General features: G+C 70.7%; 13 protein-coding genes. 8 read left to right on the forward strand and 5 right to left on the reverse strand.

Annotated features, from left to right (window positions below; genetic code table 11):
• The first annotated feature begins 122 nt into the window (after positions 1 to 122).
• The 3 genes from WMF14_RS28705 (at position 123) to WMF14_RS28715 (ending at position 3746) form a co-directional block, all read left to right on the forward strand.
• Entirely contained in the window at positions 123 to 1229 is a 1107-nt protein-coding gene (locus WMF14_RS28705) for a sensor histidine kinase (protein ID WP_437791089.1), read from the forward strand.
• A 309-nt stretch (positions 1230 to 1538) separates the two neighbouring features.
• Positions 1539 to 1706, forward strand: a complete 168-nt coding sequence (locus WMF14_RS28710; RefSeq protein ID WP_437791092.1) for a hypothetical protein — start codon at positions 1539 to 1541, stop codon at positions 1704 to 1706.
• Between the two features lie 186 nt (positions 1707 to 1892).
• Positions 1893 to 3746, forward strand: coding sequence for a sigma 54-interacting transcriptional regulator (locus tag WMF14_RS28715; protein WP_437791095.1), 1854 nt, complete (start codon positions 1893 to 1895; stop codon positions 3744 to 3746).
• A 14-nt stretch (positions 3747 to 3760) separates the two neighbouring features.
• Here WMF14_RS28715 and WMF14_RS28720 read toward each other — a convergent pair whose 3' ends face one another.
• The 3 genes from WMF14_RS28720 to WMF14_RS28730 form a co-directional block, all read right to left on the reverse strand.
• Entirely contained in the window at positions 3761 to 5254 is a 1494-nt protein-coding gene (locus WMF14_RS28720; RefSeq protein WP_437791097.1) for a flavin monoamine oxidase family protein, read from the reverse strand.
• Positions 5255 to 5319: 65 nt separating this feature from the next.
• Complete coding sequence (locus WMF14_RS28725; protein WP_437791099.1) at positions 5320 to 6801, reverse strand: hypothetical protein; 1482 nt, start codon at positions 6799 to 6801, stop codon at positions 5320 to 5322.
• 513 nt (positions 6802 to 7314) lie between these two features.
• A complete protein-coding gene (locus WMF14_RS28730) occupies positions 7315 to 8112 on the reverse strand; it encodes a sensor histidine kinase (RefSeq protein WP_437791101.1) in 798 nt (265 codons plus the stop codon).
• A gap of 960 nt (positions 8113 to 9072) precedes the next feature.
• On the opposite strand from WMF14_RS28730, the gene WMF14_RS28735 reads away from it, so the two are divergent.
• On the forward strand, positions 9073 to 10248 hold the full coding sequence (locus WMF14_RS28735; RefSeq protein ID WP_437791104.1) for a lactonase family protein: 1176 nt from the start codon (positions 9073 to 9075) through the stop codon (positions 10246 to 10248).
• 343 nt (positions 10249 to 10591) lie between these two features.
• On the opposite strand, the gene WMF14_RS28740 is transcribed toward WMF14_RS28735, so the two are convergent.
• Positions 10592 to 11056, reverse strand: coding sequence for a nuclear transport factor 2 family protein (locus WMF14_RS28740; protein ID WP_437791107.1), 465 nt, complete (start codon positions 11054 to 11056; stop codon positions 10592 to 10594).
• An 84-nt stretch (positions 11057 to 11140) separates the two neighbouring features.
• Here WMF14_RS28740 and WMF14_RS28745 point away from each other — a divergent pair, with 84 nt between their 5' ends.
• Complete coding sequence (locus tag WMF14_RS28745) at positions 11141 to 11776, forward strand: TetR/AcrR family transcriptional regulator (protein ID WP_437791108.1); 636 nt, start codon at positions 11141 to 11143, stop codon at positions 11774 to 11776.
• Positions 11777 to 11800: 24 nt separating this feature from the next.
• On the forward strand, positions 11801 to 12307 hold the full coding sequence (locus tag WMF14_RS28750; RefSeq protein ID WP_437791109.1) for a hypothetical protein: 507 nt from the start codon (positions 11801 to 11803) through the stop codon (positions 12305 to 12307).
• A 62-nt stretch (positions 12308 to 12369) separates the two neighbouring features.
• Here the strand turns inward: WMF14_RS28750 and WMF14_RS28755 are convergent, their stop codons facing one another.
• Positions 12370 to 13590 carry an Acg family FMN-binding oxidoreductase gene (locus WMF14_RS28755; RefSeq protein ID WP_437791112.1) on the reverse strand — a complete coding sequence of 407 codons (1221 nt, stop codon included), beginning with the start codon at positions 13588 to 13590 and terminating at the stop codon, positions 12370 to 12372.
• A gap of 124 nt (positions 13591 to 13714) precedes the next feature.
• On the opposite strand from WMF14_RS28755, the gene WMF14_RS28760 reads away from it, so the two are divergent.
• Positions 13715 to 14677 carry a LysR family transcriptional regulator gene (locus tag WMF14_RS28760; protein ID WP_437791114.1) on the forward strand — a complete coding sequence of 321 codons (963 nt, stop codon included), beginning with the start codon at positions 13715 to 13717 and terminating at the stop codon, positions 14675 to 14677.
• A 149-nt stretch (positions 14678 to 14826) separates the two neighbouring features.
• Positions 14827 to 15747: a transposase gene (locus tag WMF14_RS28765; RefSeq protein ID WP_272094103.1), complete on the forward strand. Its 921-nt coding sequence runs from the start codon at positions 14827 to 14829 to the stop codon at positions 15745 to 15747.
• Positions 15748 to 15751: the final 4 nt, after the last annotated feature.

Consider the following 15751-nt stretch of genomic DNA (forward strand, 5'->3'; position numbering starts at 1 on the left):
CCCACACCCTCTCGCAGTGACAGCGCAATGCGAGCCCGGTTGCTTGCGTGGCCCACCAGGCGGGCTCATATTCGTCCAAAGTGACAATCTCCCTGCAAGAGCGGTGCTCAAACTCACCCGTCGTGCGCTATGGCGTCCCCCTCTTTGCCGGCGCAATCGCATTGACACTCGCCATCAGCGTTCCTTCAGAACTTCCGCTGAAGCTCCCGCTCATCCAGCTTTACGCGATGCTCATCATTGCCAGCGCGTGGCTTGGCGGATTCTGGCCGGGGCTCGTCGCCACGGTGTTTTGCACTGTTGGAGCCAGTTACTGGCTCGAGCCGCGCGGGCTCTTGCTCCAGATCCACCAGTCAGTCGACGTTGTCGCGCTCGTCCTGTTATTCCTGTTCGGGGCGGCGCTCAGCGCTCTCGGCGAGAACGCACGCAAAGCGGTCCGGTACGAGCGGACCTCGCGCGAGCTGGCCGAGAAGGTCGCCGAGGCAGAGCGCTCCGCTGCGCGGGCCAGGGAGGACATGCTCTCGATGGTCGCCCATGACCTGCGCGATCCGCTCGGCGTCATCGATCTGAACGCCGCGCTGATCTCGAGGGCTTCGACGGCAGAGGGGAACGCGGAGATCTCGCGGCGTGCGGCGCTCGTTCACCGGACGGCACAGCGGATGGAGGGCATCATCCGCAACCTGCTCGACGTCGCGCGGATCGACGCTGGAGGGTTCGCCCTCGACATGGCGACTGAATCCGTGGAGCCTTTGCTCGCCGAGGTGGTCGAGGCCCACGTCGACCACGCAAAGGTGAGAAACATCGAGCTCCAGCACGATGTTCCGGCAGGGATCCCTCACATACTCTGTGACCGTGCTCGAATCCACCAAGTGCTCACCAACCTCGTGGTCAATGCGATGAAGTTCACGTCGACCGGAGGGAAGGTGGCCCTGCGTGCCGGCGTCTCGGGCCGCTTCGTGCGATTCAGCGTGACGGATACGGGAGTCGGGATCGACGGCGACGAGCTGCCCCGGATATTCCAGCGTTACTTCGGCGAGGAGCGCACGCGCGGCGGGGGCGTCGGACTAGGGCTCTTCATCTCCAAATCGATCGTGGAGGCGCACCATGGCACCATAGAGGCCGACAGCAGGGTGGGCCATGGGTCGACCTTCTCGTTTACCGTGCCTATCATCGCCCAAGCCAGCGCCCCGGAACCGACAACGACGACTGCAAGCGGCTCGGGGAACAGGTAGGCTTCGCTCGGCCAGGCGCGCGCGGCGCAGGGGCTCGTCGCCCTGGTAGGTCGCGCTGCAGCGCTCGATCGCCTCGCACAGCGCGCTCGCCCTGGCCTGGGCGGGGGGCGGCCCTTGCCTCTGCCTCCGCTCGCCCGCTGGAAATCGCCGAACGCAGGGGCGTCCCACGCCGGCCCAGCACGGCCGCGCGCCCGGCTGGAAGACCGGACCGATCCACGGCTCGACCCCGCCGGGCTTGGAGACCTCGTCGTCGAGCGCGGCGACGAGCTCGTCCGCCGTCCGCCGGCCGTCGAGGAGCGGACTCAGGAGGTGAACGACACGGCCGCGGAGCATGGTGCGCTCACGCTCGCCGATCAGGAACACCATCTCCTTGTTACCACCGAGCTCGACGCCCAGGTGGTGCTCGAATTGCAAGGTGCTCCGGGTGCGTTGGAGGCGCGGGTGCGTGGGATGCGCTTCATGAACACCGGACCCTGATGGACAAAGCTGGTGCGTCACGCCCGCCGGAGGCGCCCGCGCTGGTGCGCAATTCAGCGTCAGCGGGCGCCTGCTCGGGGCGCGGGCGGGCGGGCTCGCCGGCGCACGCCGCGGGAGCGCGCGGACGGGCGCGACGCGCCGCCCGCGAGCCCGGAGGCGAGGTCGTGTGAGAAGGGGGTGAGCAGCGTGGCAGTCATTCGCGAGACGGACATCGGCCCGGAGACAACGCCGCTGTCCAGCAGCTTCATCGATGCGATCCAGGGTGTCAGGCAGGACGATCGACGCGTCGCCCTGCTCGTCTACCACCGCGACGGCGCCGAGCGCGCCGTGCTGAGCCCGGGCGTGCCGGTCGTGATCGGCCGCGCGCCGCCGTCGCAGGTCCAGATCGGCGACGTCAGCCTCTCGCGCGAGCACGCCCGCTTCACCCAGTCCGGCGACAGGGTCGTCATCGATGACCTGCGCTCGACCAACGGCACATGGCTCGGCGGCGAGCGCATCACGCGAGGCGAGGTGAAGCCGGGCGAGGAGGTGATCCTCGGCAAGGTGGTGGTCGCCGTCCGCTCGATCACGGCGGCCGAGGACGAGCTGCCAGGGCTGATGAGCCACGAGCAGCTCCGCGTCGCCCTCGAGGAGGAGGTGAAGCGCGCGCGGTACTTCGGGCGGAGCTTCGCCGTCGTGATGGCCCGGGTCGCCCGCCAGCCCGGCGCCCACGTGAGCCACCTGTTCCCGCGCGTGCGGGCGCTGCTGCGCCCCGTGGACCGGATCGCGCTCTACAGCTCGGACGTGGTTGCGGCGCTGCTGCTCGAGGCCGGGGCCGAGGTGGCGCTCGACGTGGCGCGCGCGCTCGCCGCGCCGCCCGGGGGCGGGTCGCCCGTCGTGCTCGCGGGCTTCGCGACGTTCCCCGACGCGGGGACCGTGGCGGAGGAGCTGCTCGATCGGTGCTGGAGCGCCGTGCGCAGCGCGACGGTGGAGCAGCCGGTGCGCTCGGCGCCGGGCGGGACCTGGAAGAGCAGCCCGGGCCCTGGCCACGCCGAGCCGGTCGTCGTGAGCCCCGCGATGCGCCGCGTCTTCGAGATCGTCAAGCGGGTCGCGCGCTCGTCGATCCCGGTCCTCCTGCTGGGCGAGACGGGGACGGGCAAGGAGGTCGTGGCGCGGGCGATCCACGACAGCGGCCCGCGGAGCGGCAAGCCGATGGTGTGCGTCAACTGCGGGGCGATCCCGCAGCAGCTCGTCGAGAGCACGCTCTTCGGCCACGAGCGCGGCGCGTTCACCGGCGCGTGGCAGCAGCAGCGAGGGGTGTTCGAGGCGGCCGACGGCGGGACGGTCTTCCTCGACGAGATCGGCGAGCTGCCGGCCGTGGTGCAGGCCGCGCTCCTGCGCGTCCTCGAGACGCGGCAGGTGACCCGCGTCGGCTCGAACAAGCCGATCGACGTCGACGCGCGCGTCGTGGCGGCGACCCACCGCGACGTCGAGGCGATGTGCGGGTCCGGGGCGTTCCGCAGCGATCTGCTCTACCGCCTGAACACGATGACGATGACGATCCCGCCGCTCCGGGCGCGCCCGGAGGACATCGAGCCGCTCGCGCTGCGCTTCCTCGACCAGGCGAACCAGGCGAACGGCCGGTCGGTCCGCGGCTTCGACGCCGGATCGCTCGCGCGGCTCCGGGCGTACTCCTGGCCGGGGAACGCGCGGGAGCTGCGGAACGCGATCGAGCGGGCCGTGGTCATCGCCGAGGGCGAGTGGATCGCCGAGCAGGATCTGCCAGAGCGCGCCAGAGCGACGCCCACCTCGGAGCCGGCGGCGGAAGGGGAGCCGCCGTACCAGGTCGGAGAGCTCACGGCCGCGCCCCCGGGCGGGGACTACCTGAAGACGCGGCTGCAGCGCTGCGAGGCCGAGCTGATCGTCGAGGCGCTCCGCAAGGCGAGCGGGAACCAGACGGAGGCGGCGCGCGCGCTCGGCATGCCGCTGCGCACGCTCGTGTACAAGCTCAAGGCGCTCGGCATCAAGCGGCTCGGGTACGCGCCCCCCCGGGAGCCGTAGCGCGCGGTCGGGGATCAGGGCACGGTCTGGAGCGCGCTCTCGGCCGAGCGGAGCGCGCCCTCGATCCCCTGATAATCGCAGTAGGCCTCGCCGCAGACATGGACGCTGCTGACAGGCGCGGCGCTGCCGGGGAGGTCGAACGCCCTCAGCCTCTCGAGGACCTCCCACGACCTGACGCCTGGCCGCCAGGTATGGGCCCCCGCCCCGTAGGGCTCCCGGCTCCAGTCCCGGATGGCCCAGGTCGTCACGGTCCCGGCGGCGCGCTGCTGCCCGGCCGGGTCCTGGAGGTCCACGCCGAGGTATTTCAGGAGCTGCCGCTTCAGCGCCTCGCTGCCGTCGATCTCCGCGCGATCGTGGGCCTCGCCCTGGACATAGACCTTCCAGAACTCCGTGGCCGGTCGATCGGTGTAGAGCATGATCATGCCCTTGCCGTCGCTCTCGCGGTAGGTGGTGTGGACCTCCCTGGCGGGCATCAGCGACGCGTTCCTGTGGGGCGGCGTGCGCCCCGTCCACCACGGCGCGTCCGTGACCAGGAAGCACTTCAGGAGCGGAAACCCGAAGACCGCGTCGAGATCCCGCTGGATCTCCCGGGAGAAGCAGCCGGCGAGCCGCATCAGGGGGCTGCGGGGCAAGGCGAGGATCACGTGCTTCGCGACGGCCTCCACGGTCTCCTCGCCGCGGGCGAACTGCAGCCGGATCTTCCCTCCTTCCGCTGCCGCGAGCGACGTGAGCGTGTGGCGAAGGTGGATGGCGACCTGCTCGGGGCGCCGCTCGATCTCCCGCACCAGGGCGAGGGGCAGCGCCCGGGAGCCGCCTTCGATGCTGACGAGCGAGGCGTCCTTCTCCCCCTCGCTGGACAGCGCGCGAAGCCAGAAGACGATCCAGTCCATGGCGTTGGGGTTCTCCGGAATCAGGTGGAAGAACGTGCCCTGATCCCGGATCGCGAGCACGGCCCCGTGGCTGAGGACGTCGCTCAGCGCGTTCCAGAACCCCTGTTCGTAGAGGAAGGCGCCTCCCAGCCTGGCGCCGCGGCGCATGCTGGCATAGTCGTCCTCCGCGAGGCTCCTCAGCCACTCCCGGTGCTTCTCGTCCCTGGGGTCGTCCGGGTTACCGGGGCTCGCCCACGGGGTATCCTTCAAGATCCTCAGGATACCGAGCTTCATCAGCTCGAGCGTCGTGTGGGGGCGATGAGCGGGTCCGGCCTCGTCGGGGGCGAGGGAGAACCGCGGCCCTTGGGCGGGCTCGGCCGAATACGGGGTGAACGGCCTGGTCTTCAGGCCGAGCTCGCCGAGCAGCCCCATCAGCAGGCGCTGCCGGCGCTTCTCGAAGCGCATGGGGCCGCACTCGGCGAGGAAACCATCGAGGTCGACCGTCTCGATCCGGCCCCCGAACCGCTCCGAGGCTTCGAAGAGCCCGACGGTGCGGCGGGGGTCCCGCCCGGCGAGGCGAAAGCTGCAGTAGAGGCCGGTGATGCCGGCGCCGACCACGATCGTATCGAACTCTTGCACGCAGCTCCTCCTCGGTTCCTGGACAGGGGTCGAGGCCGGCGTCCCCGCCGGCCTCCGCGGCGCAGTCACGCGGCGGCTCGCTCGGCACAGGCGCCGCCCATCTCCACGCCTTCCTGCGTCGTTTCATAGAACAGGAAGCGCCCGGTGGTCGCCTCGCAGACGGCCTGCCAGCCGCGCATCCGCCCGACGACATCGAACGAGAGCCCCCAGCGAGGCGTCTCGTCGATCACGCGCACGCCGAGGGCGTGCATCGGCAAGAGGGCGACCGGCGCCATGGCATGGAAGACGCTGAGGGCGGGCCGTGGACAGCCGGGCTTGGCGTGGACGCTCGCGCGGAGGTAGCTCGCGCTCGAGAAGCCGAGCCCGTCGACCACCCGCTCGATCAGGCCGAGGCCCCGGATGCCATGATGGTTGATGGCCATGTAAAGGGGCGTCACCTCATCGGTCGCCGCCTGGAAGGCCCTGGCCTGGGCGGCGACCCCGGGGGGGATCCCGTCCGGGTGCCCGGCCACGGCCGCATAGAACAGCACCGCCTCGTCCTCGTCGGAGAGGCCGCAGTCCTTGATGAACATCAGCGACCTCGACTGGGCGGCCGCCGCCTCCCTCACCGCATCATCCTCCGCGATCGAGGCGACCACCTCCGCGACGCTGCGCTCGATGACGCTGCCCCAGTCTGCGGGGAGATACGCGAGGGTATCGGCGACGATCACCTCGTCATGGATGCCGAGGCGGGGTAGATCGCGCCAGAGCTGCTCGAGGTGGCTCCGGACCTCGTCCGCGCAGAAGCCCATGTCGCGGGTGTGAAGGCACGTATCCGGCACGACCACCACGTGGGCGCCGCCTGGGTGGAACTCGCGCAGGACGCGCGCCAGCGCCGCTCGCATCTTGATGCCGAGGAACTCCGCGAAATCGGGCCCCCGGCCGAACCTGCCTGTCTTGAGCGGCACTGGCACCTTGCCGCCGCCCTCCGGCATGGCCAGCACGATCGGCTCACCCGTCCGCACCACCCGCTCGAGCCGAGCGTCGAACTCCGCCATGTCCCGGGGGCACTCGAACCGGGTCTTGCTGGTCTGGATCGAGGCCTTCTTGATGATGGCCTTGAGCTGGGCGGCCCTGTCGCTGTGTCGGGCCCCTGCCTTTCGCAAGCAGTCCTCGAAAGGTCGGACCGCCTGATCGAGCTCACCGAGGAAGACATCGATCTCGGCAGGCCCGGCGAAGCGGACCGAGGCCGCAGGTAGCCTGCTGCCGGACAGCACGCGCCGCTTCGCGGCGAGGAGCTCCGGGGCCTTCGCGAGGCCGGCGGCCGGCTGGGTCACGGCGCTCTGGTAGCGAGGGACGGCGGTGCCGCCGCCAATCTCCCTCCCCCCGTCGAGCTCCGCGAGGTCGGTGGTGCCGCGGGCCTGTGCTGCCGCGCCGCCGGCGGGCCGCGCGCTCATGGGATGACGCGCGCCGTGAGCCTCGGTGTTCTTCGCAGCCTCCGAGACGATGGTGGGGTGACCTTTGCCGAACACAATGCTGATGAGGTCGCTGGTCCCTTCGATCTTCATGGTTCTCCCTGCGACGCGGGCGCCACGGTGACGCCCCATCGTTCGATCGGCTCCGCTTCGATCGAGCATTCGTCGAACGCGGATTGCCTATCTGGCCCTAGCTCTCACGTGAGCCAGAGCACACCTCGTGCCGGTCGCGCCCACGCAGATTCGCCGTGATATCGGCGCGCGGGCCGCGCGAGCGGGGATGAGCGCGCGGGCCGCTACGCGATCGAGCAATGGATTGCGTACCAGGGAGGGCGCGCCGCGTTATCGACGGGTGATGGCGTCCTCGGCGAGGCGGGAGATCATGAGATCTCGCGGCGAGCGGCCAACTCGCGCCGTCGCGTGCCCGCGCTGCCTCGCGCCGCGGACCTCGCGTGGCGGCGAGCCTCGGGCGCGCCGCGCGCCGCGCGCGACCGGTGAGCTCACGTCGATGGTGGGGGATGCGCGGCGCCTCGCTGTGTGGGCGGGCGCTCCACGAGGGGATGGGAGGGTGATGGCGTGTGGGCGGGCGTCGAAGGAGCGACGGTGTCAGGGAGCGAGCGCGATGGTGGCCCGACTGGCGGGCTCGGGCTCGAGGGGGAGCTCGACCATGAACGTCGAGCCACAGCCTGGCGAGCTCTCCACGCCGATGGTTCCGCCGTGAGCGCGCACGATCTCGCGCGCGATGTAGAGCCCGAGCCCGAGGCCGCCGAAGTGCACAACGCCGCCCACGCGCTCGAAGCACCTGAAGATGCAGGCCTGGTCCTCCTCCGCGATGCCCGCGCCTTGATCGCGGACGAGGAGCTCCGCCCCGCCGGGACAGGCCCTCACCTCGATGGATATCGGCCGGCCAGCGCCGAACTGGATGGCGTTCTTGACGAGGTGGAACACGAGGCGTCCCATCTGCTCACGGTCCCAGCGGCCGACGATGCCCTCCGGCGCGTCGACGGAGATCGTGGAGGACGGGGAGCGGAGCTCGACCGGGAGCACGGCGATCACCTCCCGGACGAGCGCCCCGAGATCGACGGTCTCGCGCTCGGGATCGAGCGGGCCCGCTCGGAGCCTGATCGCCTGGAGCATGTCATCGCAGAGCCGGGTGAGCCGGTTGACCTGCCGGCCGACGACCTCGAGCGAGGCGACCCACGTTGACCCGTCCTCCGCGCGCTGCTCGCTCAGCCGCTTCATCCGCTGCACCTGCAGGTTAAGCGAGGTCAGCGGCGTCAAGAGCTCGTGCGACGCGAGCGTGAGGAACTCGTCCCGAACACTGGCGCCCGCGTCGGGCTCCCAGGCGCGGGCGGGCCGGCGAGCTTCTGGGGTTCCAGTGAGAGGGGCGTTCGAGACGGACATGGTTCAACTCCCGTTGGAGAGTGGATGGACTTTCGCGATCGCGTCTGAAGCATCGGCGATGCCACGCGTCATCGCCCTCGGAGAAGCGCGGTTTCCGCGGCATCTCGCGCGGGCTCCGGGCTGCCGAGGGCGGGTTAGTCGTGGCGCCCGGCGAACGGTTGCTCAGGTGCGCAAGAAGCAGAGCCGGTGCCCGCGAGCGGCAATGCCAGCTTCCGGGTTGAAGCGAAGCGACCCGACCCAGGTTGGGGCTGTGACCTGGGGCGCCGACCCGACCCCGCCGACCCGACCCAGGTTGGGGCGGCGACCCGACCCGGCGACCCGACCCGGCGACCCGACCCGACCCAGGCTGGGGCGGCGACCCGACCCCAGCGACCCGACCCAGGTTGGGGCGGCAACCAGGGGCAGCGACCCGACCCAGGTTGGGGCGGCAACCAGGGGCAGCGACCCGACCCAGGTTGGGGCGGCAACCAGGGGCAGCGACCCGACCCAGGTTGGGGCGGCGGGGCGACCCGACCCAGGTTGGAGCGGCGGGGCGGCGACCTGCTGCCCCAACCGCCGGCGGAGCGGTCAAGGCGGGGCGACCCGACCCAGGTTGGGGCGGCGGCGCGGCGACCTGCTGCCCCAACCGCCGGCGGAGCGGTCAACGCCAGCGGAGGCGTCGTCGCTCCCTCGTCACGCGAGGCAGGGTCACGCACGCGCGCCGACCAGGCTGCCGCAGGCGGCTCGACGCACAGGTGAACGGCTGAGGCGCGCCGGAGCCGACCGGTCGACGGCAGCGAAACCGCGAAGGAGCTGCCGCGTAGCAGCCGATGAACCCGCCCGACGGAGCGCGCAGAGCCGCGCGCCCGCGAGCTCGGGGCGCTCCGTGCCCGTCGTCACGACGGAGATGCGCCTTGACGATCGACGCACCGACAAGCCCGCGCCGCTGGGTTCGCGGCGCCATTCCCCAGGAGCTTTCTCATGTTTCGCAGCACGATGAGCATCACGGCCCTGAGCTTCGGTCTCTTCGCAGCGGGCGCGCCCGGCGACGCCATGGCGCACGGCAGCGGCGTCCACCGGCACGGCCAGATCTTCGTCATGACCAACGCCGGAGACGGCAATTCCGTGATGGAATATGACCGGGCGGCGGACGGCTCGCTCTCGTATGCCGGCACGTACGCGACCGGAGGGCTCGGCGCGCCGACCCGGCCGATCAACGCGCTCGGATCCCAGGGCTCGCTCGTCCTCAGCGACGACGGGACGCTCCTGTTCGCCGTGAACGCGGGCAGCAGCGAGGTGTCGATGTTCCGCGTCGGCCCGCACGGCCTGACGCTGCTCGACGTGGTCGACTCGGGCGGCGACTTCCCGGTGAGCGTCGCCTCGCACGGTGACCTGCTCTATGTCCTCAACGTGGGTGGCGAAGGCAACATCGCCGGCTTTGAAGTGAACCCGTGCGGCGAGCTCGTCCCGCTCGACGGGTCGAGCCGCGATCTCGGCCTCGGCGGCACGACACCGCCGTCGCTCGGCGCGACGCCGGGTCAGATCGGCTTCTCTCCCGACGGCGAGGTGCTGGTCGTGGCGGGCAAGGGGTCCAATCAGCTCCAGGTGTTCCCCATGAGCGGCCGCGGGCTGCCCAGCGACGCGCCGGTCACGACGATCTCCAGGGGCCTAGTCCCGTTCGATTTCACCTTCGATCGTCGCGGCCATCTCATCGTGGCGGAGGTCGGAGGCGACGGCATGCCCGCGACCGGCGACACGAGCGTGGTGTCCTCGTACAAAATCGGGCCCGACGGGAGCCTCGCTGTCATCAGCGATACGGTCGACACCTTCCAGCGGGCGACCTGCTGGATCGCCGGCGCCCCTGGGAGCCGCTATGTCTTCACGGCCAACACGGGCAGCAACACGCTCTCCGGGCTCCAGGTCGACGCGCGTGGCGCGCTGACGCTGCTCGACGAGGGCGTGTCCGCCTCGTTCCCCACCGGAACGGCGCCGATCGACCTCACGATGACGCGCGACGGCCGCTTTCTGTACACCCTCAACGCCGGCGCCGGGACGATCGCGGCATTCCAGGTGAGCCGCGACGGCGGCCTGATCCCGCGAGGCGAGGCGGGTGGATTGACGCCTGGAGGCGGCGCGCAGGGGATCGCTGTGAGGTGAGGCTCGTTCCTGGCGACCCGACCCAGGTTGGACAACCCACCCAGGTTGGGTGAACCGGCGGCGGATCCTGGCCGTCGAGGACGGTGGCCCGGGCATCGAGGATCCCGGGCAGCCCTGACCAGGGAGTCGTCGGGTGCCGGGTCGACCGGTCTGGGTCTCGACATCGTCCGCCGCGTCGCCGCCACCACCGGCGGGAGCCTCGACGTCGGACACAGCCGTCTCGGTGGCGTGCGCGTCGCCCTCGTCTTCAGGCAGCCGGCGGAGGAGAAGCAGCCGCGCCGCACTGGCGCAGCAGGCCCAGGCCGAGGAGACCGGCCGCAAGGCGGCCAAGGAGACCTGAGCGTTATGGGGCGGGCGTGCCGGTTCCGCCGAGGTCCTCGGGCGTCAGTTTCAGCGCCTCCGTGATCGCCAGGACGTCCTGGTACTCGCGCCAGCTCTTGATCAGGCCGTCGCGGACCCGCAGCACGCCGATGAGGGTCGTCGAGGCGCGCAGGCCGGTGGTGGTAACCGTCCCGCCGAGCTCGTATTCGACGACGATGACCTCGGGGTCGTCGGTCTGATGGGTGGCCAGCTCGCGGAACCTGTCGAAGCACACCGGCAGGACCGCGCTCCTGGCCTCGTAGAACGCCAGCCACGCCTCGCGGCCTTCGTGACGTCGCATGCCAGGAGGGGAGAACGGGGTTTCGACCACGATGTCCTCGGCCAGCAGTTCGGCCGGGAGAAGAGTGGGGCTGTCCCCGAAGAGTGCTTCCTGCATGCGCCGGTAGATCGTGAGAGGACCCGCGGCGCCGGTCGTCGACTGGGGCATGGTGGAGGCTCCTTGACAGTAAGATGAGTTTGACTCATCATCACCATGGTGAGTGCGACTCACTTTGTCAAGAACGGAGTGCCGATGGATCGAGACGGTGTGCCGCCCGCCGGCGGCGGTGCCGGTGAACGACCGGTTCGCGCCGACGCCCGCCGCAATCGCGCGCGCATTCTGGAGGCGGCCGAGGCGGTGTTCGCCGAGGAGGGTGCCTCGGCCTCGACGGAGGCCGTGGCCGCGCGCGCCGGCGTCGCGATCGGCACCGTGTTCAGGCACTTCCCGACCAAACCCGAGCTGCTCAAAGCCGTGGTGATGAACCTGCTGGACCGGCTCATTGCTGAAGCCGACGCCATGGTCGGCGACCCTGACGCTGTCGCCGCCCTGTTCGAGTTCTGCGCCCGCGTCATGGAGATCGGCGCCCAGAACAGGGCCGTGTTCGCCCGACTCGCCGAGACCGGGGTCCAGGTCCGTGTCGGCGACGCCCTGACACGCCTCCGGCCCGCCGTCGATCTGCTGCTCGAACGCGCCAAGGAGGCGGGCACCGTCCGCGACGACTTGCTCCCCACCGAGCTGGTCGCCCTGCTCGCGGCGATCTGCCAGGAGGCGATGACCGACGAGTGGAGCGAACCGTTCCGGCAGCGCGCGCTGACCATCCTCTTCGACGGCATGCGACCGGCTGCGGCCGGAGAATCGATCGCTCGAGCGACCCGAGCGCGCCGTTAGGCTTGGACGAGCTCTGCGTGGATCGTGCCGCTCCTCCGCAAGAACGAGGCGGCGAGCGCCACCTTCGCCGACATCCTGCGCGGCGAGGCGTCCAGGACGGCGCCGCGGCGACCCGGCGACCCGACCCAGGTTGGGGCTGCGGCGACCCGGCGACCCGACCCAGGTTGGGGCTGCGCTGTCATCAGCGATACGGTCGACACCTTCCAGCGGGCGACCTGCTGGATCGCCGGCGCCCCTGGGAGCCGCTATGTCTTCACGGCCAACACGGGCAGCAACACGCTCTCCGGGCTCCAGGTCGACGCGCGTGGCGCGCTGACGCTGCTCGACGAGGGCGTGTCCGCCTCGTTCCCCACCGGAACGGCGCCGATCGACCTCACGATGACGCGCGACGGCCGCTTTCTGTACACCCTCAACGCCGGCGCCAGGACGATCGCGGCGTTCCAGGTGAGCCGCGACGGCGGCCTGGTCCCGCGAGGCGAGGCGGGTGGATTGACGCCCGGCGGCGGCGCCCAGGGCATCGCCGTTCGGTGACGGTCGTTCCTCGGCGTCCAGGGTTTGCCGCCCTCGGCCAGCACGCCAGCCGGGCGCGGCGCTCACGCGGCGCGGATCACCTCCTCCGCGGCGCGGCGCGGGCCGCACACGCCCTCTCGCTCCGGGAAGCCCAGCCGGAACGCGAAGGTGAGCTGCCGGTCGCCCAGGCCAAGCGCCTCGGTGAACGAGCGCTCCATTGCCGGTGCTCGTCCGAGCATACGCTCCCGGTCGATGATCTCCGGCACCTGGTTCAGCGGGTGCATCGCGATGCCGCGCGCGGTCGCCCAGAGATGCATGCGTTGCCACAGGCGCCCGGCGCGGAGCGTCGCGCCCAGATCGTAGCGGTCGCGGACCGCGATGACGCCGATGGCGGGATCGCCGGCGAGATGGACCTCGCGGGTGACGCGGAGCCAGTCGTCGTGCATCTGCTCCGCCGACGGACGCGGCAGCAGCTTGACCGCCGCGGTGAGCAGCGGCCCCAGCCCCATCACATCGAGGGTCAGCCCATCCCGATGGCTCGGTACCGCCTCCGGCGCCAGCCTGAACCACGCGTCGCTGTCCCGCACCATCGCCGCGTCGCGGACGATGGTCTCGGTGGCGCGCAGCGTATGAGCGGCGAAGCTCTCGCGCTGATCGGGGCGCTCCAGCCAGACGATCTCACCGTCCGAGCCCGCTTCGCTCAGGCGCGAGAGCTCCTGGAGCGCCGATACCGGCACGCGCTGCGCCTGGTACGGGCCGCGGTTCGTGTGTCGCCGTGCGATGACCTCCGCGAGCGGGGACTCCGCTGCGCCTGGCTCGATCCGGACGCTCGCCACCCGGATCGCCCGCGGCGCCGCGCGCTCGAGGGCGCGCGATCCCTCCGGGTCGGAGCCCCGGAGATGACCGGCTTCGAGCTCGACACGGGGCGCCCATCCCATTGAACCCGCCGCGAGCGCCAGGTTCTCGATCGCGCAACCGAGCCCGATGTGCATCTCGCGCAGGAACGGATCCATGGAGCCGAGCGATCGAGACCTGTCCGAGAACACGTCGATGCGATCCGGGTGGACCTCGAACAGCCAGGGTTGCGTGTTGTGCGGGCTCGCGGCGAGCACCGCCGCGCGCACGAGCTCGGCGAGCTCGCCGCCGCGCTGCCCGCGGAACGCGGTCCAAGGCGCGAACGGCTCGCCCGTCCGAGCGTCGAACACACCCCGACCGGCCGCGTACCAGCCCGCTCCCGCGGCCACGGCGAGCGTCGCGACGCCCTCCAGCAGGCGCCGCCGCGAGACCTTGAGTTTCCTCTCCATGATGCGCTCCATCCTCCAGAGGACGTCTGGCCGGGCTCCGCGAGCGACGGCCATGCGCATAGATTGAGGCGGTTCTAATGATTAGTACAGGATATCGCTCTACTATGATGTATTAGTATACCTAATGCTCGAGGCGCTCCCCGACGACCTGAATCTCCTGCTCGCGCTTGACGTGCTGCTGCGCGAGCGGCACGTGACGCGCGCCGCGAAGCGGCTCGGCATCACGCAGTCGGCTGCGAGCCAGCGGCTCGGACGGCTGCGCGAGTTCTTCGGTGATGCGCTGCTCGCTCCGGGGCGGCCGCTGCTCGCCCTCACGCCGCGCGCCGAGGCGCTCGCCGATCCGCTGGCTCAGGCGCTCGCGAGCCTGCGAGCGGCGGTCCAGGCCGGCGCGCCGTTCGACCCAGCGACGTCGGAGCGCCGCTTCGTGCTGCTCGGCAACGACCTGCTGGAGGCGGTTGCGCTGCCGCGGCTCTTGCCCATGCTGGCGCGCGAGGCGCCGTACATCACGGTGCAGGTCGACCGCGCCGAAGCAGACTTCGTGAGGCGGCTCGAGCGGGGAACGGGGGATCTGGCGTTCGTCCCGGAGTTCCTCGTGCCCCCGTCGTCACGACAGCTGCGCTTGCCGGAGGAGCGATTCGTGACGCTGATGCGCAGCGACCATCCTGCAGCGACACAGCGGCTGACCCTGGAGCGCTATCTGGAGCTCGGGCACGTGCTGATCGCTCCGCACGGCATGCCGGGCAGCCTGGTCGATCGCGCGCTGGAAGCTCGTGGGCGGCGCCGGCGGATCGTCGCGCAGGTCCAGCACTTCGTGACGGTGCCTTTCCTGATCGCGGCCTCGGACCTCGTGGTGACGTGTCCAGCGACCGTCGCGGCATTGTCGACGCCCTTCGGCCTACGCGCGGTCCGGCCTCCGGTCGAGCTCGGCGTGGACCGATCTTCGGCTGTCTGGCACGAGCGCGTGCAGGACGATCCAGGCCATCGCTGGCTGCGCTCCTGGCTCAGCAAGGCGATCCGCGCGGGTGCGAGGGCCCGACCCAACCAGGTTGACCCGACCCAGGTTGACCGGAAGGGCGACCCAGGTTGACCGGAAGGGGAAACCCGACCCAGCAGGTTGACCCGACCGCAGGGGTGGCTGAGCACAGTCCGACATGGCGCCGCCACCAGACGGCACGGGCAAGTACTTGAGATCGTTCACCGCAATCGCCGGCACGGCTCTTGGAGTTCTGCACGACCATGAGCCAGCCCCGCCAGATCGCGCCCGGCGCAACCTACCTGATCACCCGTCGCGTCCTGCGCCGGCATCTCCTCTTTCGCCCCGATGCAGCCATCACTCAGCTCTTGGTCTACGCCCTCGCGGTCTCGACCCGTCGCTACGGCATCAGCGTCCACGCGCTTTGCGCGATGTCGACGCACCTGCACCTCGTCGTGACCGATGCGAACGGCGTTCTGCCGCGCTTCCTGCAGTTCTTCCATCGCATCGTCGCGCTGGGCACGAAGGTGCTTCGCGCGTGGGAAGGGCCGGTGTGGGACCACGAAGCCACGAGCGTGGTGCGGCTACTGACACGCGCGGCGGTCGTGGAGAAGATCGCCTATGTCCTCGCAAACCCTGTGGCCGCTGGACTCGTCCCGCATGCGCATGAGTGGCCGGGCGCCAAGGTGAAGGTGGGCGAGATCGGCCTGGGCGTGTTGTGCGCAGCGCGTCCCGCCGCATACTTCGACCCGAAAAATCCACAGTGGCCGGAGGAAGCTACACTGTCACTCGCGCTGCCGCCGACCATCGACCATGACCGCGCGGAAGACTTTCGCCATGCCATCGCCGCCGAGCTCGAGAGGCAGGAATTGCAGGCGCAAGCGGAGGTGAAGCAGCAAGGGCGCCGCTTCCTTGGCGCGGAGCAAGCCGGCAAGGTCTCACCTCATGAGCGCGTCACGAGCCTCGAGGCGCCGCGCTCTGGCAATCCAACGTTTGCAGTCGGCCGCAAACAGGGCGACGCATGGCGCGTGGCTCGTGCCGCTGTGCGCGGGTTTCGCGCCTTGTACCGCGCGGCGCTCGATCGGTGGCGTGCCGGAGTGCGCAGCGTGGTATTCCCGGCAGGAACGTGGTGGATGTGCACGTTTCACGGCGCCAACACGGCCGATGTCGTGCTCACGGTGTAGGTGC

The organism is Sorangium sp. So ce693, assembly GCF_051521375.1.
GTDB classification, from domain to species: Bacteria; Myxococcota_A; Polyangia; order Polyangiales; family Polyangiaceae; genus Sorangium; species Sorangium atrum.

Bases quoted from the DNA above. Each gene is read 5' to 3' on its own strand.
- WMF14_RS28725 (WP_437791099.1), bottom strand. From the start codon at position 6,801: ATGAAGATCGAAGGGACCAGCGACCTCATCAGCATTGTGTTCGGCAAA.
- WMF14_RS28730 (WP_437791101.1), bottom strand. From the start codon at position 8,112: ATGTCCGTCTCGAACGCCCCTCTCACTGGAACCCCAGAAGCTCGCCGG.
- WMF14_RS28735 (WP_437791104.1), top strand. From the start codon at position 9,073: ATGTTTCGCAGCACGATGAGCATCACGGCCCTGAGCTTCGGTCTCTTC.
- WMF14_RS28740 (WP_437791107.1), bottom strand. From the start codon at position 11,056: ATGCCCCAGTCGACGACCGGCGCCGCGGGTCCTCTCACGATCTACCGG.
- WMF14_RS28745 (WP_437791108.1), top strand. From the start codon at position 11,141: ATGGATCGAGACGGTGTGCCGCCCGCCGGCGGCGGTGCCGGTGAACGA.
- WMF14_RS28755 (WP_437791112.1), bottom strand. From the start codon at position 13,590: ATGGAGAGGAAACTCAAGGTCTCGCGGCGGCGCCTGCTGGAGGGCGTC.
- WMF14_RS28760 (WP_437791114.1), top strand. From the start codon at position 13,715: ATGCTCGAGGCGCTCCCCGACGACCTGAATCTCCTGCTCGCGCTTGAC.
- WMF14_RS28765 (WP_272094103.1), top strand. From the start codon at position 14,827: ATGAGCCAGCCCCGCCAGATCGCGCCCGGCGCAACCTACCTGATCACC.